At 72.2% G+C, this 23,220-nt stretch carries 19 protein-coding genes; 10 read left to right on the top strand and 9 right to left on the bottom strand.

Annotated features, from left to right (window positions below; genetic code table 11):
- Positions 1 to 215 precede the first annotated feature (215 nt).
- From OG892_RS31410 to OG892_RS31390, 5 genes are all read left to right on the top strand, one after another.
- Positions 216 to 3,113 carry a nitrate- and nitrite sensing domain-containing protein gene (locus OG892_RS31410; RefSeq protein WP_371630835.1) on the top strand — a complete coding sequence of 966 codons (2,898 nt, stop codon included), beginning with the start codon at positions 216 to 218 and terminating at the stop codon, positions 3,111 to 3,113.
- Positions 3,110 to 3,547, top strand: coding sequence for a roadblock/LC7 domain-containing protein (locus tag OG892_RS31405; protein WP_073734796.1), 438 nt, complete (start codon positions 3,110 to 3,112; stop codon positions 3,545 to 3,547). Before OG892_RS31410 ends, OG892_RS31405 begins: the two co-directional genes overlap by 4 nt.
- Entirely contained in the window at positions 3,544 to 3,945 is a 402-nt protein-coding gene (locus tag OG892_RS31400) for a DUF742 domain-containing protein (protein WP_371630834.1), read from the top strand. Before OG892_RS31405 ends, OG892_RS31400 begins: the two co-directional genes overlap by 4 nt.
- Before the next feature lie 6 nt (positions 3,946 to 3,951).
- On the top strand, positions 3,952 to 4,521 hold the full coding sequence (locus OG892_RS31395; RefSeq protein ID WP_371630833.1) for an ATP/GTP-binding protein: 570 nt from the start codon (positions 3,952 to 3,954) through the stop codon (positions 4,519 to 4,521).
- Positions 4,522 to 4,586: 65 nt separating this feature from the next.
- A complete protein-coding gene (locus tag OG892_RS31390) occupies positions 4,587 to 5,720 on the top strand; it encodes an FAD-dependent monooxygenase (RefSeq protein WP_328864990.1) in 1,134 nt (377 codons plus the stop codon).
- A gap of 52 nt (positions 5,721 to 5,772) precedes the next feature.
- On the opposite strand, the gene OG892_RS31385 is transcribed toward OG892_RS31390, so the two are convergent.
- Entirely contained in the window at positions 5,773 to 6,174 is a 402-nt protein-coding gene (locus OG892_RS31385; protein WP_328864991.1) for a Rid family hydrolase, read from the bottom strand.
- The gene (locus OG892_RS31380; RefSeq protein WP_371630832.1) at positions 6,171 to 7,298 is read right to left on the bottom strand and encodes an acyl-CoA dehydrogenase family protein; all 1,128 of its coding nucleotides are present in this window, start codon (positions 7,296 to 7,298) and stop codon (positions 6,171 to 6,173) included. Before OG892_RS31380 ends, OG892_RS31385 begins: the two co-directional genes overlap by 4 nt.
- A 164-nt stretch (positions 7,299 to 7,462) precedes the next feature.
- Between OG892_RS31380 and OG892_RS31375 the strand changes: the two genes are divergently transcribed.
- From OG892_RS31375 to OG892_RS31360, 4 genes are read left to right on the top strand one after another with little or no spacing between them, the layout of a single operon-like run.
- Positions 7,463 to 9,100: an AMP-binding protein gene (locus OG892_RS31375; protein WP_327339501.1), complete on the top strand. Its 1,638-nt coding sequence runs from the start codon at positions 7,463 to 7,465 to the stop codon at positions 9,098 to 9,100.
- A gap of 4 nt (positions 9,101 to 9,104) precedes the next feature.
- A complete protein-coding gene (locus tag OG892_RS31370) occupies positions 9,105 to 9,920 on the top strand; it encodes a PaaX family transcriptional regulator C-terminal domain-containing protein (RefSeq protein ID WP_371630831.1) in 816 nt (271 codons plus the stop codon).
- 43 nt (positions 9,921 to 9,963) lie between these two features.
- Positions 9,964 to 10,800, top strand: a complete 837-nt coding sequence (locus OG892_RS31365) for a GNAT family N-acetyltransferase (RefSeq protein WP_371630830.1) — start codon at positions 9,964 to 9,966, stop codon at positions 10,798 to 10,800.
- Positions 10,793 to 11,221: a hypothetical protein gene (locus OG892_RS31360; RefSeq protein ID WP_371630829.1), complete on the top strand. Its 429-nt coding sequence runs from the start codon at positions 10,793 to 10,795 to the stop codon at positions 11,219 to 11,221. The genes OG892_RS31365 and OG892_RS31360 overlap by 8 nt, the downstream gene beginning before the upstream one ends.
- Here OG892_RS31360 and OG892_RS31355 read toward each other — a convergent pair.
- Positions 11,208 to 13,511, bottom strand: a complete 2,304-nt coding sequence (locus OG892_RS31355; RefSeq protein WP_371630828.1) for a bifunctional salicylyl-CoA 5-hydroxylase/oxidoreductase — start codon at positions 13,509 to 13,511, stop codon at positions 11,208 to 11,210. The two genes, OG892_RS31360 and OG892_RS31355, sit on opposite strands and share 14 nt — an antisense overlap.
- Entirely contained in the window at positions 13,508 to 14,335 is an 828-nt protein-coding gene (locus OG892_RS31350) for an enoyl-CoA hydratase family protein (RefSeq protein ID WP_371630827.1), read from the bottom strand. Before OG892_RS31350 ends, OG892_RS31355 begins: the two co-directional genes overlap by 4 nt.
- A 254-nt stretch (positions 14,336 to 14,589) precedes the next feature.
- On the opposite strand from OG892_RS31350, the gene OG892_RS31345 reads away from it, so the two are divergent.
- Positions 14,590 to 15,024, top strand: coding sequence for an ATP-binding protein (locus tag OG892_RS31345; protein WP_073735186.1), 435 nt, complete (start codon positions 14,590 to 14,592; stop codon positions 15,022 to 15,024).
- A gap of 31 nt (positions 15,025 to 15,055) precedes the next feature.
- Here the strand turns inward: OG892_RS31345 and OG892_RS31340 are convergent, their stop codons facing one another.
- The 5 genes from OG892_RS31340 to OG892_RS31320 all read right to left on the bottom strand — a co-directional run bounded on the left by OG892_RS31340 (position 15,056) and on the right by OG892_RS31320 (position 23,198).
- Positions 15,056 to 16,483, bottom strand: coding sequence for an amino acid permease (locus OG892_RS31340; protein WP_371630826.1), 1,428 nt, complete (start codon positions 16,481 to 16,483; stop codon positions 15,056 to 15,058).
- Positions 16,484 to 16,664: 181 nt separating this feature from the next.
- Positions 16,665 to 17,669, bottom strand: a complete 1,005-nt coding sequence (gene argF, locus OG892_RS31335; RefSeq protein WP_371630825.1) for an ornithine carbamoyltransferase — start codon at positions 17,667 to 17,669, stop codon at positions 16,665 to 16,667.
- A 109-nt stretch (positions 17,670 to 17,778) separates the two neighbouring features.
- Entirely contained in the window at positions 17,779 to 19,011 is a 1,233-nt protein-coding gene (locus OG892_RS31330; RefSeq protein WP_073734784.1) for an arginine deiminase, read from the bottom strand.
- Positions 19,012 to 19,104: 93 nt separating this feature from the next.
- Complete coding sequence (locus OG892_RS31325) at positions 19,105 to 21,726, bottom strand: polynucleotide kinase-phosphatase (RefSeq protein WP_371630824.1); 2,622 nt, start codon at positions 21,724 to 21,726, stop codon at positions 19,105 to 19,107.
- Positions 21,723 to 23,198: a 3' terminal RNA ribose 2'-O-methyltransferase Hen1 gene (locus OG892_RS31320; RefSeq protein ID WP_371630823.1), complete on the bottom strand. Its 1,476-nt coding sequence runs from the start codon at positions 23,196 to 23,198 to the stop codon at positions 21,723 to 21,725. The genes OG892_RS31325 and OG892_RS31320 overlap by 4 nt, the downstream gene beginning before the upstream one ends.
- Positions 23,199 to 23,220: the final 22 nt, after the last annotated feature.

Here is a 23,220-nt window from a genome sequence, read left to right as displayed (position 1 = left end):
CGCACTCAGATCGGTCGCGACAGCTCCGCGCGTAGATGGTGAGTCCGTGATCGTTCGGTGTTGCACTTGTGAGGCCGCTTACTTTTCATTTTTACAGTGTGGCTAATATCTATCTGTCGAAGTTCTAAACGGATTTGACCAGTCGTGAGGCTGGCATCATCGCCAAGGAGCATGCCCTGCGCACGCGCGCGTCTCGGCGGAGCGACTCGACCACCATGTCGCTGCGGACAGCCCTGCTCGTACTGGCCATCGTCCCCGGTGTCGCACTGGCCGCCCTCTGGGCCGTCACCAGTGGTCAGACTCTGCTCGACTTCCAGACCCAGGCAGCCCAGGGGCAGTTGGCCCAGAAGGCCGGCCAGCCGTCCAACATCGTGTACTACAACCTGCAGGAGGAGCGTCGGCTGAGTGCCGAGGCGCTGGCCCGCAGGGGAGGAGCCACCGACGCGCTGAGCAAGCAGCGCAAGCTGACCGACGAAGCGATCACCAGCTTCCAGACCCTCTCCGACATCGACACCGGTGACGCACCCGGCGAGGTGCGCGACGCGGTCGCGCAGGCCCGCCAGGCGATCACCCAACTCCCCGCCCAGCGGACCCTCGTCGACGAGGGCGACGGAGACCAGCAGAAGGCCGTGTACCGCTACTACACGGATCTGATCACGGTCGATCTGCAGCTGTTCACCGCGCTCAGCCATGTGGACAACGGCAAGATCACCACGCTCTCGCAGCCACTGGTCGACCTGTTCTGGGGCAAGGAGATGATCTCCCGGACGGACGCCCTGCTGGCCCGTGGCTGGCCCGACGGCAAACTGAGCACGGCAGACCTCCAGGAGGTCCGTGAAGCCGTCTCCGCCCAGCCGTTCCAGTACTCCTCCAAGGTCGCCCCCTACCTTCCGGCGGACGAGAAGGCGATGTGGGACGAGATCGCCGCCGGCCCCGCCTGGAAGACCAAGACCCAGGTGGAGACGCAGGTGCTGCGCCCCGCCGATCCGGACAGTGCCGGATTCGTCAGCCTCGGCGCCCGGGAGAAGACCTGGCGCGGCGCGATGGACGATCTGACTCCCCAGCTGAAGAAGCTGATGGAGCACCGCACCGCGATGGTGGTGGAGAACGGCAAGGACAGCGTCATCTCGCTGCTGATCAGGGTCGTCCTGACCACCGTGGTCGGTCTCCTCGCGGTCATCGCGGTCATCTGGATCACCTGGCGCCTCACGCGTAACCTGCGCCGCCGCATCGGCGGGCTCCAGGAGCGCGCCGAGGAGCTGGAGAAGACGCTCCCCGATGTGGTCGACCGTCTCTCCAAGGGAGAGCGCATCGATGTCGAGGCCGAGGCCCGTGCCATCACGCCGGACAGCGGGAGCGGCAAGTCCGACGAGCTGACGCAGCTGGGCAACGCGCTCAACCTGGCCCGCACCAGCGCCGTGCAGGCGGCCGTCAGACAGGCCGACCAGCACCGCGGCTTCGAGCGGCTGCTGCAGCGCATCGCGCGCCGCACCCAGCAGTTGATCGGCCAGCAGCTGAAGAAGCTGGACGAGCTGGAGCGCAAGCACGAGGACCCCGAGGTGCTGGACGGCCTCTTCGACCTCGACCACCTCACCGCCCGGCTCCGCCGTTACGAGGAGAACCTGGTGATCCTCGCCGGCGGCTCCCCGCACCGGCGCTGGCGCAAGCCCGTTCCACTGCTGGACGTCATGCGCTCCGCCCAGGGCGAGGTGCAGGACTACCAGCGCGTGGTGCTGGACCTGGACGGCGCTCCGTGGCTCACGGAGCGGGCCGTCGGTCCGGTCTCCCATGTGCTCGCCGAGCTGATCGAGAACGCCCTCAGCTTCTCCAGGCCGCCGAGCCCCGTCGAGGTCAGGGCGGCCCGGGTGAGCCGGGGACTGGCCATCGAGGTCGAGGACCGCGGCCTCGGTATGGACGAGCAACAGCTGGCCGACGCCAACGAGCTGATGAGCCGTCCGCCCAGGATGGACGTGCTGGCGCACTCCGACGACATCCGGCTGGGCCTGTACGTGATCGCGCGCCTGGCCGACCAGCACGGGCTGCGGGTGGAGTTCCGGCCCTCGGCCTTCGGCGGCACCCGCGTCGTCGTGCTCGTCCCGGACGCGCTCACGGTCACCGAGCCGCGCACCGGCCCGGTGGGCGTACCGTCCCCGGAGGCCGCCCAGCCCCCCGCGCCCCCGATGCCCGCCGCGACCGGCGACGCGGAGGCGCTGCCCAGCCGGGGCCGCGGCCAGGCCCTCGCCGGGGTCACCGCGCTGCACGCCTCCGGCGCACCGTTCGACGCGGCGGCCCCGTACAGCGTGGCGGCCGAGCCCTTCCCGGGCGGGGACGGGCAGCAGCCGCTGCCCACACCCGGCGCCCCGGCGGAAGGCACCGCGGGCGCCCCGGCGGACGACCCGTTCGGCGGCTCCTTCAACGGCTCGTCCGACGGACGCGAGCACCCGTACCCGCCGTACACCGCACCTCTGCCCACGCCCGATCCCGCCCCCGTCCCCGGGACGTCTCCGTACGGGTCCGCCGGGCCGGTGTCGCCGTACGGCGGCTCCCAACAGGACCCGTACGACCGGGCCGAACAGCCGTACATGAAGGCCGAGGGCCAGTACCCCGTAACGCACCAGCCGTACCCGACGCCGGAGGAGCCGTACATGACTCCGCAGCAGCCGTACCCGGGCCAGTATCCGGCGGGCACCACCGGGGACCGGGGCGGGTTCCCGGTTCCCGGCCCCCGACTTCCGGAACCGGCCGCCGGGCATCCCGGGCGGCTGCCGGTGGCCGAGCCCGACCATCCGGCACCGCCGTCGTCCGCCACGGCCCCCGGCGGCGGGCCCGGCCGGCCCGCGCTGCCCGCCGCACCGGCCGCGGAACCCCCGTTGCCGCGCCGGGTACGGCAGGCCAGCCTCGCGGACGAACTGCGGCTCGACCCGGCCGCCGGGCCCGCCGCGCCGACGCCGCGGAGCCGGGACGAGAACCCGCTCCGGCGGCCGGCCCCCCGAAGGGCCGGAGCCGCGATCGGGGCCTTCCAGCGCCGGTCCCGCGCCGCACGCGCGACCGACGAACCGCCGACGGATCCCGGCCCGCCCGCCCACCTCCCCACGAGAGAAGAACGGTCATGACACGCACAACCGCCACTCATCAGGACCTCGACTGGCTGCTCGACGGCCTCGTGGACTCGGTGGCCGAGACCCTGAACGCCGTGCTGCTGTCCGACGACGGCCTGGTGGTGAGCCACTCGCGCACCGTCGAGCGCGCGGACGCGGAGCGGCTGGCCGCCATCTGCACCGGCCAGCAGAGTCTGGCCCGGGGCGTCGGGCAGCTCTTCAACGGCGGCGGCGTGCACCAGGTGATCGTCGAACTGTCGGACCTGTGGCTCTTCATCATCTCGGCCGCCCAGGGCACGCACCTGGCCGTCGTCGCCTCCCAGGAGGTGGACGCCGAGATCATGTCGCTGGCCATGCACAACCTCGTCCTGCAGGTCGGCCAGAAGCTCACCACTCCGGTGCGCGGTGAGTTCAACGCCTTCGGCGGCGGGGACGGGCCGCACGCGTGACCCCGCACTGGGAGGACGAGGAGGAGGACGGGGCGGGCACCATGGTGCGCCCGTACACCATCACCCGTGGCCGGACCGCTCCCGAGCGGGACGACTTCACCCTCATCACCGTGCTGACGACCGCACACGACCCGCGGGACGAACACGGGGCGGCGGCCCGGCCCGGCCGGCTCCAGCCGGAGCACCGGATGATCCTGGAGCGCTGCCTGCGTCCCGCGGCGGTCGCCGAGGTCTCGGCCGACCTCAACCTCCCGGTCTCGGTGACCAAGATCCTGCTGGCGGACCTGGTGTCCCACGGCCTGTTGCTCGCCCGCGCCCCGCTCTCGGTGGCACGGGCGGCCGGCGGTGCGGACATGGGCGTGCTGGCCGCTGTTCGCGACGGACTCCGGAGACTCTGAGTAAAGATGACAACCAGTCAGGCGGCCCCGGCCGCCGTCAAGATACTGATCGCCGGCGGCTTCGGCGTCGGCAAGACCACCCTGGTGGGCGCCGTCAGTGAGGTCGCGCCCCTGCGTACCGAGGAGTTCCTGACCAAGGCCAGCGTCGGCGTCGACGATCTGGCCGGTGTCGGCCAGAAGGACACGACCACCGTGGCACTGGACTTCGGCCGGATCACGGTCAGTCCAGAGCTGGTCGTGTACCTCTTCGGCACACCGGGCCAGGAGCGCTTCTGGTTCATGTGGAACGACCTGGTGAACGGCGCGCTCGGCGGCGTCGTGATCGCCGACACCCGCCGGCTGGAGACCAGTTTCGCCTCGATCGACTTCTTCGAGAGCCGCGACATCCCGTTCGTGGTGGCGATCAACTGCTTCCACGGCCACAACACCCGCACCGCGGACGAGGTGCGGGCCGCGCTCGACCTCGATCCCCATGTCCCCCTGCTCGTCGGTGACGTGCGTGAACGGACGTTCGGCCGGGACGTGCTGCTGGCCCTGGTCGAACACCTGATGAGCCTGCCCGTCGCGGTCGGCTGACGTTCCCGCCGGCTCCGGCCGGTACCCGCTGATTCCTGTTGACTCCCTCTCTGGAGAGACCCGATATGGCAACACCCCTGCGCGTCCTGGTACACGGCGGCGGCATCGGCGGGCTGACGCTCGCCACCGCCCTGGCCCGGCGCGGCCACACCGTCGAGGTCATCGAGCTCCGCGACGAGCTCGACGCACTCGGCGTCGGCATCATCCAGCCGTCCAACGCGCTCCACGTCATGCGGGAGATCGGGGTGCTCGACGACTGCCTGAAGGCGGGCTTCGAGTGGGAGGTCCTGACCATCGCGGACCCGGCCGGGAACACCCTGGCGGAGATTCCGCAGCCCCGGATGGACGACGCGCCGTCCAACAACGGCATACCCCGCCCCGCGCTGGCCCAGGTGCTCGGCAACGCCGCCGAGGCGGCCGGCGCCACGATCCGCTTCGGCGCCACCATCGCGGAGCTCACGGACGACGGCCAGGGCGTGGACGTCACCCTGTCCGACGGCTCGGCCGGCCGCTGGGACCTGGTCGTCGGCTTCGACGGCATCGGCTCGCCGCTGCGCACCCGGCTGTACGGCGAGCGTTACGCCCCGCAGTACACGGGATTCGCCAACTGGCGTGTCACCGTGCCCCGTCAGGAGCGGGTGCGGGGTGTCGTGATGAGCACCGCGGGCCAGGCGGCCAAGGCGCTGCTCACCCCGATCACGGAAGAACTGATGTACCTGGGCACGGTGTTCCCGGAGTCCGAGGACTTCCGGCCCGACCCCACGAGGTCCCACGAGCAGCTCAAGGAGCGGCTGCCGATGTTCTCCGGCCCGGTCGCGGAGGCGCTCGCCGCGGTCACCGGACCCGAGAACGTGGTGTACTCGCGGATCTCCCAGGTGACCGTCGAGGAGCCGTGGCACGTCGGCCGGGTGGTACTGGCCGGTGACGCCGCGCACGCGAGCACCCCGCACATCGCGCAGGGTGCGGCGATGGCCGTGGAGGACGCGCTGGTGCTCGCCCAGTCGCTGGACACCGCGCCGGACGTCGCGACCGCGCTCGACGCCTGGGAGGAGCGCCGCCGTCCCCGTGCCATGTGGGTGCAGGCGATGTCGCGTGCCGTGCTCAAGCAGGAGACCGGCGGCGAGACGACGCCCGAGGAGGACGAGCTGCTGAAGGTCGGCATTCCGGGCGCGGCCCACGTGCTGGTGAAGCCGTACTGATCCCCACGACAGTCCCCGGGGCGGGCCGCGCGGTTCAGGCCGCGCGGCCCGGTCAGGGCAGCACGGCCGTCCCGTCGATCTCGACGAGTGCCTGCTCGTCCCAGAGCCGTACCGCCCCGATCACCGCCATCGCGGGGTAGTCGCGGCCGGCCAGCCGCCGCCAGATCCGGCCCAGCTCCGCGGCGTTCGCCCGGTAGTCGGCCACGTCGGTGGCGTACACCGTGACCCGGGCCAGGTCCGCCGGGGCGCCGCCCGCCGCTCGCAGGGCGGCGAGCAGATTGGTGAGCGCGGCGGTGAACTGCTCGGGCAGGGTCGTCCCGACGATGTCGCCGCGCTGGTCGAGCGCGGTCTGTCCGGCCAGGAAGACCAGCCGGCTCCCGGTGGCGGTGACCGCGTGCGAGAACCCCGCGGGCGGCGAGAGTTCGGCGGGGTTGATGCGGTGGATCGAGCTCATGCGGACGGCTCCCGGTTCGCGTACAGCTCCTTGGCGATGATCGTGCGCTGCACCTCGCTGGCGCCCTCGTAGATCCGCGGGGCGCGGACCTCCCGGTAGAGGTGTTCGAGCAGGTGGCCCCTGCGCAGGGCGCGGGCGCCGTGCAGCTGGACGGCGGTGTCCACGACGTACTGCGCGGTCTCGGTCGCGAACAGCTTCGCCATGGCGGCACGGCGCGGGACGCCCGGCTCCCCCGCGTCGTAGGCGGCGGCCGCCGCGTGGACCAGCAGCCGGGCGGCCTCTGTGCGGGTGGCCATCTCGGCGACCTGGTGCGAGACGGCCTGGAGGTTCGCGAGCGGGCCGCCGAACGCGGTACGGGTCGCGGTGTGCTCCACGGTGGCGTCCAGGGCGGCCGCGGCCATGCCGACGGCGAAGGCCCCGACGCTCGGCCGGAACAGGTTGAGGGTGTTCATGGCGACCCGGAAGCCCCGCTCCACCTCGCCCAGCACATCGTCCTGGGTGACCGGTACACCGTCGAAGGCGAGGGCCCCGATCGGGTGCGGCGAGAGCATGTCGAGGGGGCTGCCGGTCAGCCCCGGACGGTCGGCCGGGACCAGGAACGCGGTGACGCCGCGGGCTCCGGCGTCCCGCGTCGTACGGGCGAACACGGTGTAGAAGTCGGCCTCCGGGGCGTTGGAGATCCAGCACTTCTCGCCGGTCAGCCGCCAGCCGTCCGGCGCGGGCGCGGCGTCGAGCGCCAGGGCCGCCGCGTCGGACCCCGCCCCCGGCTCGCTGAGCGCGAACGCGGCGACGGCGCGGCCCGCCCGGACCTCCGGCAGCCAGCGTTCCCGCTGCGCCGCCGTGCCCGCCTGGACGACGGGGTAGCTGCCGAGGCCCTGGAGCGCAAGCGCGGTCTCGGCCTCCGTGCAGCCCCGGGCGAGGGACTCACGCAGCAGGCAGAGGTCCATGGCACCGGAGCCCAGCAGCCGGTCCAGCAGCCCGAGCTCACCGAGGGCGGCGACCAGCGGACGGTTGACCCGGCCGGGCTCGCCCCTCTCCGCCAGCGGGCGCAGCCGATGCTCCGCGAGGGTGCGCAGTTCCTCGCACCAGGCGGTCTGGGCCGGATCGAGCGAGAATGCCGTCATACCGGCGCCTCTCTTGTCGGAGTCCCGTCGGAAGCTGTACGCAGTGCTGTTGCCAACGCGGTGCCGTTCTGTCGCGCCTTGCCTCGTAGCCAGTTTTATCGCGGACCGTTGACTACCGTCACCCAAACGATACGCTCCAGGGGCGACAAGGGGGCGAATCCGTCATGGACCCGAAGACCTCAGCGCACATCGACAGTTTTGCCAGGGACCACCTGCCACCCGAAGACCAGTGGCCGGAGCTGGTCTTCGACCTGCCCGAGCTGCACTATCCGGACCGGCTGAACTGCGCCGCCGAACTCCTGGACCGTACGACCGAGCGCTTCGGACCCGACCGCGCCGCCTTCCGTACGCCGGACGGCACGGTGCTGAGTTACGGGGAGCTGCGCGAACTGGTCGACCGGATCGCCCACGTCCTCACCTCGGACCTGGGGGTCGTGCCCGGCAACCGGGTACTGCTGCGCGGCCCGACCACGCCCCACCTCGCCGCCTGCTGGCTGGCGGTCCTGAAGGCCGGCGCGATCGCCGTCACCGTACTGGCCCAGCAGCGGGCCTCCGAGCTCGCCACGATCTGCTCGATCGCCCGGATCAGCCACGCCCTGTGCGACGTCCGCTCGGTCGACGACCTGGCGAGGGCCGAGGTACCCGGGCTGCGGATCACCGCGTACGGCGGCGACGCGCCGGACGACCTGCTGCGGCTGGCCGCCGCGAGACCGGGCCCCTACCGGGCCGTGGACACCGCGTCCGACGATGTCGCGCTGATCGCGTTCACCTCGGGCACCACCGGCCGCCCCAAGGGGTGCATGCACCTGCACCGCGATGTGCTGGCCATCGCGGACACCTTCTCCCGGCACGTCCTGCGGCCGGTGCCTCAGGACGTGTTCGCCGGCTCCCCGCCGCTCGGCTTCACCTTCGGGCTCGGCGGACTGGTGGTCTTCCCGCTGCGGGCCGGCGCCTCCGCGCTGCTGCTGGAACAGGCAGGCCCCAAGCTGCTGCTGCCGGCCCTCGCCGCCCACCGCGTCTCGGTACTGTTCACCGCGCCCACCGCCTACCGGGTGATGCTCGACGGGCTCGACGGGCACGACCTCTCCGCGCTGCGCCGCTGTGTCTCCGCGGGTGAGAACCTGCCCGCGGACACCTGGCGGGCCTGGCACGAGCGGACCGGTCTGCGCATCATCAACGGCATCGGCGCCACCGAGCTGCTGCACATCTTCGTCTCCGCGGCCGACGACGCGATCCGCCCCGGCACCACCGGCGTCCCGGTGCCCGGCTGGCAGGCCCGGGTGGTGGACCGGGACGGCGTGCAGGTCCCGGACGGCGAGCCGGGGCTGCTGGCCGTACGCGGACCGGTCGGCTGCCGCTACCTCGCCGACGAGCGGCAGCGGGACTACGTACGGCACGGCTGGAACCTCACCGGCGACACCTATGTGCGCGACGCGGACGGCTACTTCCGCTACGTGGCCCGCGCCGACGACATGATCATCTCCTCCGGCTACAACATCGCGGGCCCCGAGGTCGAGGACGCCCTGCTGCGCCACCCGGAGGTGGCGGAGGCCGCGGTGGTGGGCCGTGAGGACGAGCTGCGCGGCCGGATCGTGGCGGCGTACGTGGTGCTGCGGGAGGGCTCCGCGCTCTCGGCCGACGAGTTGCGCACGTTCATGAAGACGGAACTGGCACCGCACAAATGCCCCCGCCTCATCACGTTCCTGCCCGCACTCCCCCGTACCGCGACGGGCAAACTGCAACGGTTCCGGCTGCGTACGGACGACCGGGGTGCCGACCCCGCCGCGCCGGGCCGAGAATGATCACATGGCCGAACCGCACGCACCCCGCTCGCTGATCGTCACCCTCTACGGTGCCTACGGCCGGACCCCCGGCGACGCCCCGCTGCCGGTCGCCGGGATCGTCCGGCTGCTCGGTGCCGTCGGCGTGGAGGCCCCGGCCGTACGGTCCTCCGTCTCCCGGCTGAAGCGGCGCGGGCTGCTCGTCGCCGCCCGGACGGCGGACGGGGCCGCCGGGTACGCGCTGTCGGCCGACGCCCGCCAACTGCTCGACGACGGCGACCGGCGCATCTACCGGCATCCGGCCCCCCGGCTCGACGACGGCTGGGTGCTCGCGGTGTTCTCCGTACCGGAGGCCGAGCGCGACAAGCGGCACCTGCTGCGCTCGCGGCTGTCCCGGCTGGGTTTCGGGACCGCCGCCCCCGGTGTCTGGATCGCCCCGGCGGGGCTGTACGACGAGACCCGGCACACCCTGGAGCGGCTCGGACTCGCCGCGTACGTCGACCTGTTCCGCGGGGAGCACCTGGGCTTCGCCGCCACCGGCGACTCCGTGGCGCGCTGGTGGGACCTGGCGGCGGTGGCCCGGCTCCACCACGGCTTCCTGGAGCGTCACGAACCCGTGCTGCGGGCCTGGGACTCCCGCCCGGACGAGGTGCCGGATCCGGAGGCGGCGTACCGGGACTACCTGCTGGCGCTGGACTCCTGGCGGCAGGTGCCGTACGCCGACCCGGGGCTGCCGCCGGAACTCCTGCCGCAGGGGTGGCCGGGCACCAGGTCCGCGGAGGTGTTCGGGAGGTTGCACGAGCGGTTGCGGGACGCCGGGGCGGAGTTCGTCCGCGGGTAAACCGGCTGCGCCCGCGGTGACGCGCCCGGCAGAATGCGCGTGCATGACATGGACCTTCACCGACGACGTCGACGTCTTCCTCGACGCGGCCGGCGCCTCGCTCGCGGCCCGGCCGGCCGAGAACACACTCGTGCTGACCATCACCGCGGCCCTTCGCCGCCACGGTCCGCACGCCTTCGGTGAGCATCCCCCGGTCATGGGCTGGTGGCGCGGTCCAGGGGGCGAGGTCGCGGGCACCCTGATCCACACACCACCCCATCCGGTCTCGCTGAACACGCTCGCCCCGCAGGCGGTCGAACCGCTGATGGCCGCCCGCCCGCTCACCCGCGTCAACGCGGACCGGGCCATCGCCGAGGCGGTGGCGGCCCACTGGCCGGGACACCGTGTCGATGAGGAGGAACGGCTCTACCGGCTGGGCGAACTGGTCCCGCCCTCGCCCGCGCCCACCGGCCGGGCGAGGGCCGCGACCCCCGCCGACCGGGAGCTGCTGCTGCGCTGGTTCGCGGCGTTCAGCGCCGAGATCGGCGGGCCGGACCGTGGTGCGGGCCATCACGAGCGGGCGGTGGACGAGCGGACGGCGGAAGGCAGGCTGACGCTCTGGGAGGACGGCGGTGTCCCCGTGTCGATGGCGGGCGCCTCGCTCCGGCTCGCCGGCACGGTCCGCATCGCTCCGGTCTACACACCGCCCGAGCACCGCGGCCGCGGCTACGCGGCGGCGGTGACCGCAGAGGTCAGCCGCGCCTCCCGGGAGGCGGGCGCGGCCGAGGTGCTGCTCTTCACCGACCTGTCGAACCCGACCAGCAACGGCGTGTACACGCGGATCGGCTACCGGGCGCTCTCGGACCGGATGCTGGTCAGCGTGGCGTCCGACGATGACTGAGGCGGCCGAACCGCTCTGGCTGGTCGCGGCGAACGTGGTGCTGTGGCGGCGGTACGGGGAGCTGGGGCAGGAGTTGCGCCCCGGCACCAAGGCGTTCCGGGGCGGGGCGAAGGTCTATGTCATCGACACCTACCCCGGGGGAGCCAACGAGCAGCTGACCGAGGTGGGCCACGGCCGGCACACCAACCGCTGGATCACCATCGACACCGGGACCCGTCATCTGCACACCTTCCGGGCCCAGTTGGTGTACGCCCCGACGGTGCTGAGGCGGTGCGGCACCCGGATCCGGACGCGGGCGGAGGCCGAGGAGCTGGCCGAGCTGCTGGAGCGGATCGCACACGACGAGCGGCGCACCCGCCACGCCGCCCCGCACCCCGATCCCTGCCGGTGCCACGCGTGCCTGCCGCTCAGCCCAGGGTGAGCCGCGGTTTCGGTGCGTCGGTGCGGCCGGCCGGCGGGGTGCGGCTGCCCGCGCGGTACGGGAGCGGCCAGGGCGCGCCCTGGCCCTGGTAGCCCTGTTCGGCCGCCGCGTGCAGCGTCCAGTGCGGGTCGTAGAGGTGCGGCCTGGCCAGGGCGCAGAGGTCGGCGCGGCCCGCGAGCAGCAGGGAGTTGACGTCGTCCCAGGAGGAGATGGCGCCCACCGCGATGACGGGCACGCACAGGGTGTTGCGGATCCGGTCGGCGTACGGGGTCTGGTAGGAGCGGCCGAACTCGGGCCGCTCACCCGGGACGACCTGCCCGGTGGAGACGTCGATGGCGTCGGCTCCGTGCGCGACGAACGCGCGGGCCATCTCGACGGCGTCCTCGGCCGTGGTGCCGCCCTCTGCCCAGTCCGTGGCGGAGATCCTGACCGTCATCGGCCGGTCCTGCGGCCAGCGCTCCCGGACCGTGTCGAAGACCTCCAGCGGGAAGCGGAGCCGGTTCTCCAGTGATCCGCCGTACCGGTCGGTGCGCCGGTTGGTGAGGGGCGAGAGGAAGCCGGAGAGCAGGTAGCCGTGGGCGCAGTGCAGTTCCAGGAGGTCGAATCCGCAGGTGTCGGCGCGGCGGGCGGCGTCCGCGAACTGCCCGCGCACGGCGTCGAGACCGGCCCGGTCCAGGGCGTGCGGGACCTGGCTGACCTCCGGCGCGTACGGGATCGGGGAGGCGGCCACCAGGGGCCAGTTGCCCGCGTCGAGCGGCTGGTCGATGCCGTCCCACATGAGCTTGGTGGAGCCCTTGCGGCCGGAGTGGCCGAGCTGGACGCCGATGGCGGTGCCGGGTGATCCGGTGTGCACGAAGTCGGTGATCCGGCTCCAGGCGGCGGCCTGTTGTTCGTTGTAGAGGCCGGTGCAGCCGGGGGTGATGCGCCCCTCGGGGCTGACGCAGACCATCTCCGTCATGACGAGCCCGGCGCCGCCGAGCGCCCTCGCGCCCAGGTGGACGAGGTGGAAGTCGCCGGGCACACCGTCGGTTGCCGAGTACATGTCCATGGGCGACACGACGACGCGGTTACGCAGTTCGAGGCCGCGCAGCCGCAGTGGGGTGAACATCGGCGGGGTGCCGGGCGGGCAGCCGAACTCCTCCTCGACGGCGGCGGTGAAGGAGGAGTCGCGCAGCCGCAGGTTGTCGTGGGTGACGCGGCGGCTGCGGGTGAGGAGGTTGAACGCGAACTGGCGGGGCGGCTGGTCGATGTACGTGCCCAGCTCCTCGAACCAGCGCAGGCTGGCCGCGGCGGCGCGCTGGGTCGATTCGACGACGGGGCGGCGCTCGCTCTCGTACGCGGCGAGTGCCTCGGGCAGTCCGGGCTGCTCCTCGACGCAGGCGGCGAGCGCGAGGGCGTCCTCCACGGCGAGTTTGGTGCCGGAGCCGATGGAGAAGTGCGCGGTGTGGGCGGCGTCGCCGATGAGGACCGTGTTGCCGTGCGACCAGTGGGCGTTGACGACGGTGCTGAAGGTGAGCCAGGAGGAGTTGTTGGAGCGCAGCGGCCGGCCGCCGAGCGCGGCGTCGAAGATCGTGGCGCAGTGCCGGATCGACTCGGCCGGTTCACAGGTGTCGAATCCGGCGGCCCGCCAGACCTCTTCGCGCATCTCCACGATGACGGTGGAGGCGTCCGGGGAGAAGGGGTAGCCGTGCAGTTGCATCACGCCGTACGCGGTCTCGGCCGTCTCGAAGCGGAAGGCGTCCAGGGCGAAGTCGGCGGCGAGCCAGATGTAGCGGCAGCGGTGATCGCTGACGCGGGGGCCGAAGCTGTCGGCGTGGGCCTCGCGGGTGGCGCTGTGCACTCCGTCGGCGGCGATCACCAGGTCGTGGGAGGCGGCGAGTTCGGCGGCGGGCGGGGCCTGGGTCCGGAAGCGGAGCCGTACCCCGAGGGAGGCGCAGCGTTCGTGCAGGATCTCCAGGAGGCGGCGGCGGCCGAGCGCGGCGAAGCCGTGACCGCCGGAGGTCTGGGTGTGGCCGCGGTGGACTATGTCGATGTCGTCCCACCGGACGAACTCCTTCTGGAGCGCGCGGTGGACCGTGGGGTCGGCGTGTTCGATGCCGCCGAGCGTCTCGTCGGACAGGACGACGCCGAAGCCGAAGGTGTCGTCGGGGGCGTTGCGCTCCCAGAGGGTGATCTCGCGCTCCGGGCCGAGCCGCTTGAGCAGCGCCGCGGCGTACAGCCCGCCGGGGCCGCCGCCGATGACGGCGATGCGGTGCGGGCCCGCGGGGTCCCCGGTGCCGGAGGCTGTCACCGGCCTTGCCACTTCGGCGGCCGCTTCTCGGTGAAGGCGGCGTGGAACTCGGCGTAGTCCTCGCCGTGCATCAGCAGGGCCTGGGTGGCCGCGTCCATCTCGACCGCCGCGGCCAGCGGCATGTCGAGTTCGGCGGTGAGCAGCGCCTTCGTCTGGGCGAGGGCGAGCGCGGGGCCTTCCGCGAGGCGGCGCGCCAGCTCCGCGGCCCGCTCGTCGGCCCGGCCTTCCTCGGTCAGTTCGCTGATCAGCCCGATGCGTTCCGCCTCGGGTGCGCGGACGGGTTCGCCGAGCATCAGCAGTCTGGTGGCGTGGCCGAGGCCGACCACCCGGGGCAGCAGGTAGGCGGCGCCCATGTCGCCGCCGGAGAGCCCGACGCGGGTGAAGAGGAAGGCGAACCGGGCCGTCGGGTCCGCGACACGGAAGTCGGCGGCCAGCGCGAGGACGGCGCCCGCGCCCGCGGCGACCCCGTGCAGGGCCGCGACGACGGGGAAGGGACATTCGCGCAGGGCCCGTACCACCTGGCCGGTCATCCGGTTGAAGTCCAGGAGCTGGGCGGTGTCCATCGCGAGGGTGGCCCCGATGATCTCGTCCACGTCGCCGCCGGAGCAGAAGCCGCGCCCCTCACCGGCCAGCACCAGGGCCCGCACGGAACGCTCCCTGGACAGCTCGGCCAGCAGATCGCGCAGATCCGCGTAGGCGCCGAAGGTCAGCGCGTTGAGCTTCTCGGGGCGGTCCAGGGTGACGGTGGCGACCCCGTCGCGCGTCGTGACCCGGAGGTGGCGCCAGCTCTCCGTACCAGGTGCGGAGCTGGGAAACGGGCTCATGGAGGGTGGTCCCCTTCAGCCGTCGGGCTGCTGCTTGCGTCGAATTTATCACTCCTACGTGACTCCCGTCACGAGTACGCGATAGATGATGCGCGGAGCGTGAGGCCGGGGACACGCGGAGCGGGGAACGCAGTGACGAAAGTCCCCCTTCGTACCGGTCGACAGCCCCTTGTCCGAGCCGCGATGCTTCGTACGGTTGAACCAAGAAGCAATGCGTTCCAGGAACGTTTCGACTCCGAATGGAACCCCCCGCCGTGCCCCCCGATGTCCCCGCCCCCGCCTCCTGGCGGATCGCGCTGCCGCACACGGCCGCGGCCGTGCCGATCGCGCGCGCCCTGATCCGTACGGCGCTGGCGGACATCGAGGCCTCGGCGGACAGCGACACCGCCGAACTCCTCACCGCCGAACTGGTCGCCAACGCGGTGGAGCACACCTTGGGCGACGAACCGGTCGAGCTGGTGGTGGAGCTGCTGCCGACCGGCTGCCAGGTGGAGGTGCACGACCGCGATCCCGCACCGCCGGGCGATCTCTCCCGCCCCGGGCCCGGCAGCGAGCCCGACCCCTGGCAGGAGCACGGCCGGGGGCTGCTGCTGATCCGCACCCTCAGCTCGTCCTGCGGTCACCGCACGACGGAACAGGGCAAGGCGGTGTGGTTCACCCTGCCGTCCCAGGCCGGCCCGGTGGACTGACGGACTTCCGGACCGGCGCGTTCCGCCTGGATCAGGACCCGGTCCGGCCCGCCAGCCGTGACCGGCTTCGGCCGTAGCAGGCGTACAGCACCGCGCCGGCCGCGAGGAACACCGCGAACTGCACCCAGGTCGTCCAGCCGGTCCCGTACATGAGGTAGACGCAGAAGCCGACGCCGAGAAGCGGGCCGACGGGGTGCAGCGGGATCCGGAAGGCGCCCCGCACCTCGGGGTTGCGGCGGCGCAGCACGATCACCGCGATGTTGACCGCGACCATGGTGGCGAGCGTGCCGATGGTCGTCAGGTTCACCACCACGTCGAGTGAGGAGAAGGCGGCCGGGACCGCGAAGACGGTGGCCACGATCCAGGTGTTGGCGACCGGCGTCGAGGTGCGCGGCGAGACCCGTTCGAAGACCCGCGGGACCAGTCCGTCGCGCGACATCGACATGAGGATGCGGGTCTGCCCGTACATCACCGCGAGGACGACGGAGGCGATGGCGACGATCGCCCCGAAGGCGATGATCCCGCCGCCGATCGTCGAGCCGGTGACCCGGTCGACGATCAGTGAGAGCGCGGCCGGCTTGTCCGATACGGCGTCCGGGCCGAGGGCGCCGATGGCGGCGAGGGCGACCGCGCAGTAGAGCAGCGTGACCAGGCCGATGCAGATCATGATCGCGATCGGGATGTTGCGCCGGGGGTTCCTGACCTCCTCGCCCGCGGTGGTGATGGCGTCGAACCCGATGTACGAGAAGAACGCCAGCGACGCCCCCGCGGTGACCCCGCCCGCGCCGTGGGCCGCGAACGGGGTGAGGTTGCCGTGCTCGAAGGCGGTGAAGGCGATGGCGCAGAACATCACCAGGACGGTGATCTTGAGGACCGCCATCGCGGCGGTGGCCCCGGCGCTCTCCCGGATGCCCCGCACCAGCAGGGTGGCGGCCATCATGACCACGATGACCGCGGGCAGATTGATCACGCCGCCGTCGCCGGGTCCCGAGGAGAGCGCGGCGGGCAGCTGCCGTCCGAAGAGGCTGTCGAGCAGCTCGTTCACGTACTGGCTCCAGCCCACCGCCACGGCGGAGACGGATACGCCGTACTCCAGGAGCAGGCACCAGCCGACGAGGAAGGCGACGCGTTCACCGAGGGTGGCGTACGCGAAGGAGTACGAGCTGCCGGACACCGGGATGGCGCTGCCCAGCTCGGCGAAGGAGAACGCGGTGAAGATGCAGGTGACCGCGGCGAGGACGAAGGACAGCACGACGGCGGGTCCGGCCTCGGCCACGCTGTCGGAGAGGCCGACGAAGATGCCGGTGCCGACGACGGCGCCGACTCCGAAGCACACCAGCTGGAAGAGCCCCATGGTGCGCTTGAGGCCGTGCCCCTCAAGGTCGGCTCCCGACTCCGCGATCAGCTGGTGGGGGTCCTTGACGCGGTACGGCGGGCCGGGCAGACGCAGGGGGCTCACGGGGGTGTTCTCATCTCTGGTGGCGCATGCGGGGGGAGGTGCGCCGGGGCGCGTGGGGGGCCGGTGGGGCGCACGAAAATGGGGTTCGAGCGTGCGAGCTCGAACCCCACCAACGGGACCATGATAGGCACCCATGCGCATATTCACCCAATTGCGCGCATGAACATGCGGTCTGTCCTGATCAGCGCCCGGCCAGCGTCGCGACCAGCACCGCCTTGATCGTGTGCATCCGGTTCTCCGCCTCGTCGAAGACGACCGAGTGGGCCGACTCGAAGACCTCGTCGCTGACCTCCAGCTCGGTCAGACCGTGCCGGGCGTGGATCTCCCGCCCCACCTTCGTGCCGAGGTCGTGGTAGGCCGGGAGGCAGTGCAGGAACTTCACGTCGGCGTTGCCGGTGGCCCGCAGGACGTCCATGGTGACGGCGTACGGCGCGAGGGCGGCGATGCGCTCGTCCCAGACCTCCTTGGGCTCCCCCATCGAGACCCAGACGTCGGTGGCGATGAAGTCGGCGCCGCGCACGCCCTCCGCGATGTCCTCGGTGAGCGTGACGGTCGCGCCGCTGACCTCCGCGAGCCTGCGGGCCTCCGCGACGATCCCGTCGGCGGGCCAGTAGGCCTTCGGCGCGACGATCCGCACGTCCATGCCCAGCAGGGCGCCGGTGACCAGGTAGGAGTTGCCCATGTTGAACCGGGCGTCACCGAGGTAGGCGAAGGCGATCCGCTCCAGCGGCTTCGTGCTGTGCTCGGTCATGGTGAGGTAGTCGGCGAGCATCTGGGTGGGGTGCCAGTCGTCGGAGAGTCCGTTGAAGACCGGCACCCCGCCGTACTCCGCCAGCTCCTCGATGGCCGCCTGGCTGTCGCCCCGGTACTCGATCCCGTCGAACATCCGGCCCAGGACGCGCGCGGTGTCCTTCACCGACTCCTTGTGCCCCATCTGGGAGCCGGACGGGTCGAGGTACGTGGTGGCCGCACCCTGGTCGGCGGCGGCCACCTCGAACGCGCACCGGGTACGGGTCGAGGTCTTCTCGAAGATCAGCGCGATGTTCCGGCCGCGCAGGCGCTGCACCTCGGTCCCCGCCTTCTTCGCGGCCTTCAGCTCGGCGGCCAGCTCGATCAGGCCGCGGAACTCCTCGGCCGTGAAGTCCAGCTCCTTGACGAAGTGGCGGCCTGCGAGGTCTATGGCCATGGTGACTGCTCCTGGGTCGGGCGGGGGGACGCATACGGTAACCCTGGAAGTCTATACGATGCAATGCATCGCTATACAGGGCGTTCGGGGCCCTCCCGCCGGCCCCGCGCTACACCGGATCGCGCACCACCGGGCAGCTCATGCAGCGGGGCCCGCCCCGGCCCCGGCCCAGTTCGCTGCCGCGGATCTCGATGACCTCGATCCCCTCCTTGCGCAGATGGGCGTTGGTGGTGGCGTTGCGCTCGTAGGCGACGACGACGCCCGGTTCGACGGCCAGCACGTTGCAGCCGTCGTCCCACTGCTCGCGCTCGGCGGCGTGCACGTCCTGGGTGGCGGTGAGGACCCGGATCGAGTCCAGCCCCAGCGCCTCCGCGATGGCGCGGTGCATGTGCTCGGGCGGATGGTCGGTGACCTTGAGATCACGCGGGCCGTCTCCCGGCTCGATGGTGTACGAGCGGAGCATGCCCAGGCCCGCGTACTTGGTGAAGGTGTCCCCGTCGACCATCGTCATCACCGTGTCGAGGTGCATGAAGGCCCGGCTCTTGGGCATGTCGAGCGCCACGATCGTCCGGGCGGACCCGGCGTCGAAGAGTCCGCGGGCCAGCATCTCCACCGCCTGCGGGGTGGTGCGTTCGCTCATCCCGATGAGGACGGCGCCCCGGCCGATGACCAGGACGTCGCCGCCCTCAATGGTGGAGGGGTAGTCGTCCTGCCCCTGCGACCAGTGGTGGAAGGCGCCCGCGTCGGGGCCGGTGAAGAGCGGATGGTGCCCGTAGATCGCCTCGAAGTGGACGGTCTCGCGCTGCCGGGCCGGCCAGCGCATGGCGTTGATGGACACCCCGTCGTAGATCCAGGCCGAGGTGTCGCGGGTGAAGAGGTGGTTCGGCAGCGGCCCGAGCAGGAAGTCGTCCAGGTCCATGACGTGGAAGCGGACCGAGGTCGGCTCCCGGAACCGGCCCAGGAACTCCCGTTTGGTCATCCCGCCGACCAGCGCCTCGCAGAGTTCGGCGGCGGACAGCTCCTCGAAGGCGGCCCGCAGGTGTTCGGTGGCGAGCGGGCCGTACTCCTTCTCCTCGAAGACCCGGTCCAGCACGAGGCGCCGGGCCACCGGGATCTCCAGCGACTCCTGGAGCAGGTCGCCGAAGAGATGCACCTCCACCCCGCGGTCGCGCAGCACGTCCGCGAACCCGTCGTGCTCCTGGCGGGCCCGGCGCACCCAGAGCACGTCGTCGAAGAGCAGCGCGTCCTTGTTGCTCGGGGTGAGCCGTTTCAGTTCCAGATCGGGGCGGTGCAGAATGACGCGGCGCAGCCGCCCGGCCTCGGAGTCGACATGGAATCCCATGCCCACATCCTCACCGCGCGGAGCGCCGTTCACCCGGCGAATCGCCTGCCGGTTCCCGCGCGGACCGTCACCACGGGCGAGGGTCCACCGGCACTACAGCCGCGGGTCCACCGGCTCCGACTCCAGCGCCAGCACCGCGAACACCGCCTCGTGCACCCGCCACAGCGGCTCGCCACCGGCCAGCCGGTCCAGGGCTTCGAGCCCCAGGGCGTACTCGCGCAGGGCGAGCGAGCGCTTGTGGCCGAGGAACCGGCCGCGCAGCCGCTCCAGGTTCTCCGGGCGGGTGTACTCCGGTCCGTAGATGATCCGCAGGTACTCCCGGCCGCGCACCTTGATGCCCGGCTGGACCAGGCGCCCCTTGTCGTCCCTGGCGAACGCGCCGAGCGGCTTGACCACCATGCCCTCGCCGCCGCGGCCGGTCATCTCCCGCCACCAGTCGATGCCGGAGCGCACCGACGCCTCGTCGGCGGTGTCGACGACGAGCCGCCGGGTGACCTGGAGCAGCCCCGTGGGGTCGTGCTCCACCAGCCGGTCCAGCCAGCCCAGCTGCTCGTCATGGGGAACGGTGGCGAGCGAGCGGCCCCGCACCGCGAGGACCTGGAACGGTGCCAGCCGCACTCCGTCCAGCCCCTCGGTGCTCCAGCAGTAACGGCGATAGGCCTCGGTGAACGCGGCCGCGTCCTCGGCCCGGCCGCGCTGCCGGTCCGCGAGCGCGCCGACGTCGATGCCGCGCTCCGCCGCCGCCGCGAGGGCTGCCTCGGCCGCGGGGAGGACGGCGCCGGACGCGGCGCCGACCGCCGCGTACTGCGAGCGGAGCAGTCCGGCCGCCTTGAGGGACCAGGGCATCAGCTCGGCGTCGAGGAGCACCCAGTCGGTGTCCCACTCCTCCCACAGCCCGGCGGCGGTGACGGCGGCGCGCAGCCGGCCCAGGACCACCTCGGTCAGCGCGGTGTCGTCCAGGAACGGGCGTCCGGTGCGGGTGTGCAGGGCACCCGTCGGGCCGCCCTCTCCCCCGGCAGCGGAGGCGGCGTCCCCCGTCCCGAAGCGTTCCCGCGCCACGTCGGCGTCCCGGCAGACCAGGGCGACCGCCCGCGAGCCCATGTGCTTCTCCTCGCACACGACCCTGGCCACGCCGTCCGCCCGGTACTGCGCGAACGCCTCGGCCGGGTGCTCCAGATAGCCCTCCTCCTTCGAGGTGGCCGTCGGCGCCATGGTCGGCGGCAGGTAGGCCAGCAGCCGGGGGTCGACGGCGAACCGGCTCATGACCTCCAGCGCGGCTGCCGCGTTCTCCTCGCGCACCGCGATCCGGCCCATGTGCCGGGTCTCCACGATCCGCCGGCCCCGCACATCGCCGAGGTCCAGCGGACGGCCCTCGTGGCCGCCCGGCGCCTCGGAGGCCAGCGGCTTCGCCGGCTCGTACCAGACCTGCTCGGCCGGTACGTCGACGAGTTCACGCTCCGGCCAGCGCAGCGCGGTCATCTTCCCGCCGAAGACGGCGCCGGTGTCCAGGCAGATGGTGTTGTTGACCCAGGAGGTGGTGGGTACGGGGGTGTGGCCGTAGACGACCGTGGCCCGGCCCCGGTAGTCCTCCGCCCACGGGTAGCGCACCGGCAGGCCGAACGCGTCGGTCTCGCCCGTGGTGTCGCCGTACAGCGCGTGCGAACGGACCCGTCCGGAGGTGCGCCCGTGGTACTTCTCCGGCAGCCCTGCGTGGCAGACGACCAGCTCGCCGCCGTCCAGTACGTAGTGGCTGACGAGCCCGTCGATGAACTCGCCGACCCGCTGGCGGAATTCCGGGTCCTTGCTGTCCTCCCGCTCCAGCTGCTCGACGGTCTCCGCGAGTCCGTGGGTCTGCTGGACCTTGCGGCCCTTGAGGTAGCGGCCCAGTTTGTTCTCGTGGTTGCCGGGCACGCAGAGCGCGTTGCCTTCCGACACCATCGACATCACGCGGCGCAGCACGCCGGGGCTGTCGGGTCCGCGGTCGACGAGGTCTCCGACGAAGACCGCGGTACGTCCCTCGGGGTGCGCACCGTCCGCGTAGCCGAGCTTGCCGAGCAGGGTCTCCAGCTCGGAGCTGCAGCCGTGGACGTCACCGATGATGTCGAACGGGCCGGTGAGATGGCGGAGGTCGTTGTAGCGGCGCTCCCGCACCACTTCGGCGTGCCCGGCCTCGTCCTCCGTGCGCAGGATGTGGACCTTGCGGAAGCCCTCGCGCTCCAGTCCGCGCAGCGAGCGGCGCAGCTCGCGGCGGTGGCGCTGGACGACATGGCGGCCCATGCCCGCCCGGTCGGGGCGGGCGGCGTTGCGCGCCTGGCAGACCTCCTCCGGCAGGTCCAGCACGATCGCGATGGGCAGCACGTCGTGTTCCCGGGCCAGCTTCACCAGCTGCCGGCGGCTCTCGGGCTGGACGTTCGTGGCGTCGACGACGGTCAGCCGTCCGGCGGCCAGTCGCTTGCCCGCGATGTAGTGCAGGACGTCGAAGGCGTCCCGGCTGGCGCTCTGGTCGTTCTCGTCGTCGGCGACCAGGCCCCGGCAGAAGTCCGAGGAGATGATCTCGGTCGGGCTGAAGTGCCGGTGGGCGAAGGTGGACTTGCCCGAGCCGCTCGCCCCGATGAGGACCACGAGGGAGAGGTCGGTCACCGGCAGGACGCGCGGGGCGCTCCGGCTGGTGCTGTCACTGGTGCTGTCACCGGTGCTGTCGTTCGTCCCGCTCATGCGGCTCTCGCCTCCTTCTCCTTCTCGTCGGCCGCGGTCATGGTGAACACGGCCATCTGGGTGGGCGGCCCCACCTCGGGGTCGTCGGGTCCGACGGGCACGAACTCCACCCCGTACCCGTGCCGGCGGGCCACTTCGCCCGCCCAGTCCCGGAATTCGGCCCGGGTCCATTCGAAGCGGTGGTCGCCGTGCCGGACGTGCCCGGCCGGGAGCGTCTCCCAGCGGACGTTGTACTCGACGTTCGGCGTGGTCACCAGGACGGTGCGGGGCCGGGCCGAGCCGAACACCGCGTACTCCAGCGCGGGCAGCCGCGGCAGGTCGAGATGTTCGATGACTTCGCTGAGCACCGCCGCGTCGTAACCCTTGAGCCGCTTGTCCGTGTACGTGAGCGAGCCCTGCTGAAGCGTCACGCGAGCGGCCTGCCGCTCCCCCATCCGGTCCAGCTTCAGCCGGCGCGAGGCGACGGTGAGGGCGCGCATCGAGACGTCGACCCCGACGATCTCCGTGAAACGCACGTCCTTCAGCAGCGCCTGCACCAACTGGCCCTGCCCGCAGCCCAGGTCGAGCACCCGGCTCGCTCCGGCGCCGCTCAGCGCGGCCAGGATCGCGGTCCGCCGCTGCTCCGCGAGCGGCACCGGCCGCTCCTCCGTGTCGGCCGTCTCGTCGACCGCGTTGTCGACGCTCTCGACGTCGAGGTCGTCCGACTCCGCGAGCCGAACCAGCTCCAGCCGCTCCATCGCCTGCCTGGTCAGCCCCCAGCGCCGGGCCAGATAACGGCTGGTGATCAGCTTCTGCTCGGGGTGATCGGCCAGCCAGCCCTCACCGGCGCGCAGCAGCTTGTCCACCTCGTCCGGCGACACCCAGTAGTGCTTCGCGTCGTCGAGCACCGGCAGCAGGACGTACAGCTGCCGCAGCGCGTCCGCCAGCCGCAACTCGCCCTCCAGCACGAGCTGTACGTACCGTGAGTCCCCCCACTCGGGGAACCGCTCGTCCAGCGGTACGGCCACCGCGTCCACCCGCGACCAGCCGAGCGGGCCGAAGAGCCCCCGCACCAGCTCGGCACCACCACGGGCCGGCAGTGCGGGCACCTCGATCCGCAGCGGCAGCGTCTCCTCGGCCCGCTCGGGCATCGCCCGGCAGGTCCCGCTCAGCGCGGACTTGAAGACGGTGCTCATCGCGACGGACAGCAGCGAGGAGGCCGCGTACGGGCGGTCGTTGACGTACTGGGCGAGTGCCGCGTCGGGGGCACCGACCCGGCCCTTGCCCTTGCCCTTGCGCACGAGCGCCACGGGGTCCACCTCCAGCAGCAGCGCCGCCGTGCAGCGCTCCGCCGACGCCTCGGGATAGAAGACGTGCGCGGTGCCGTGGGAGGTGGAATACGTCTGCGCCTTCTCGGGGTGCTTGTGCAGCAGGAATCCGAGATCGGTGGCGGGACGCTCCGGGTTGCCGGTTGTGCTGATCGTCAGGAACACGCGTCCGAGTATGGTCCGGTTC

Origin of the sequence: Streptomyces sp. NBC_00341, from assembly GCF_041435055.1 — a bacterium.
Taxonomy (GTDB): domain Bacteria; phylum Actinomycetota; class Actinomycetes; order Streptomycetales; family Streptomycetaceae; genus Streptomyces.
The sequence above is the reverse complement of the archived record's forward strand: the minus strand, read 5'-3'. Positions and strand labels throughout refer to the sequence as shown.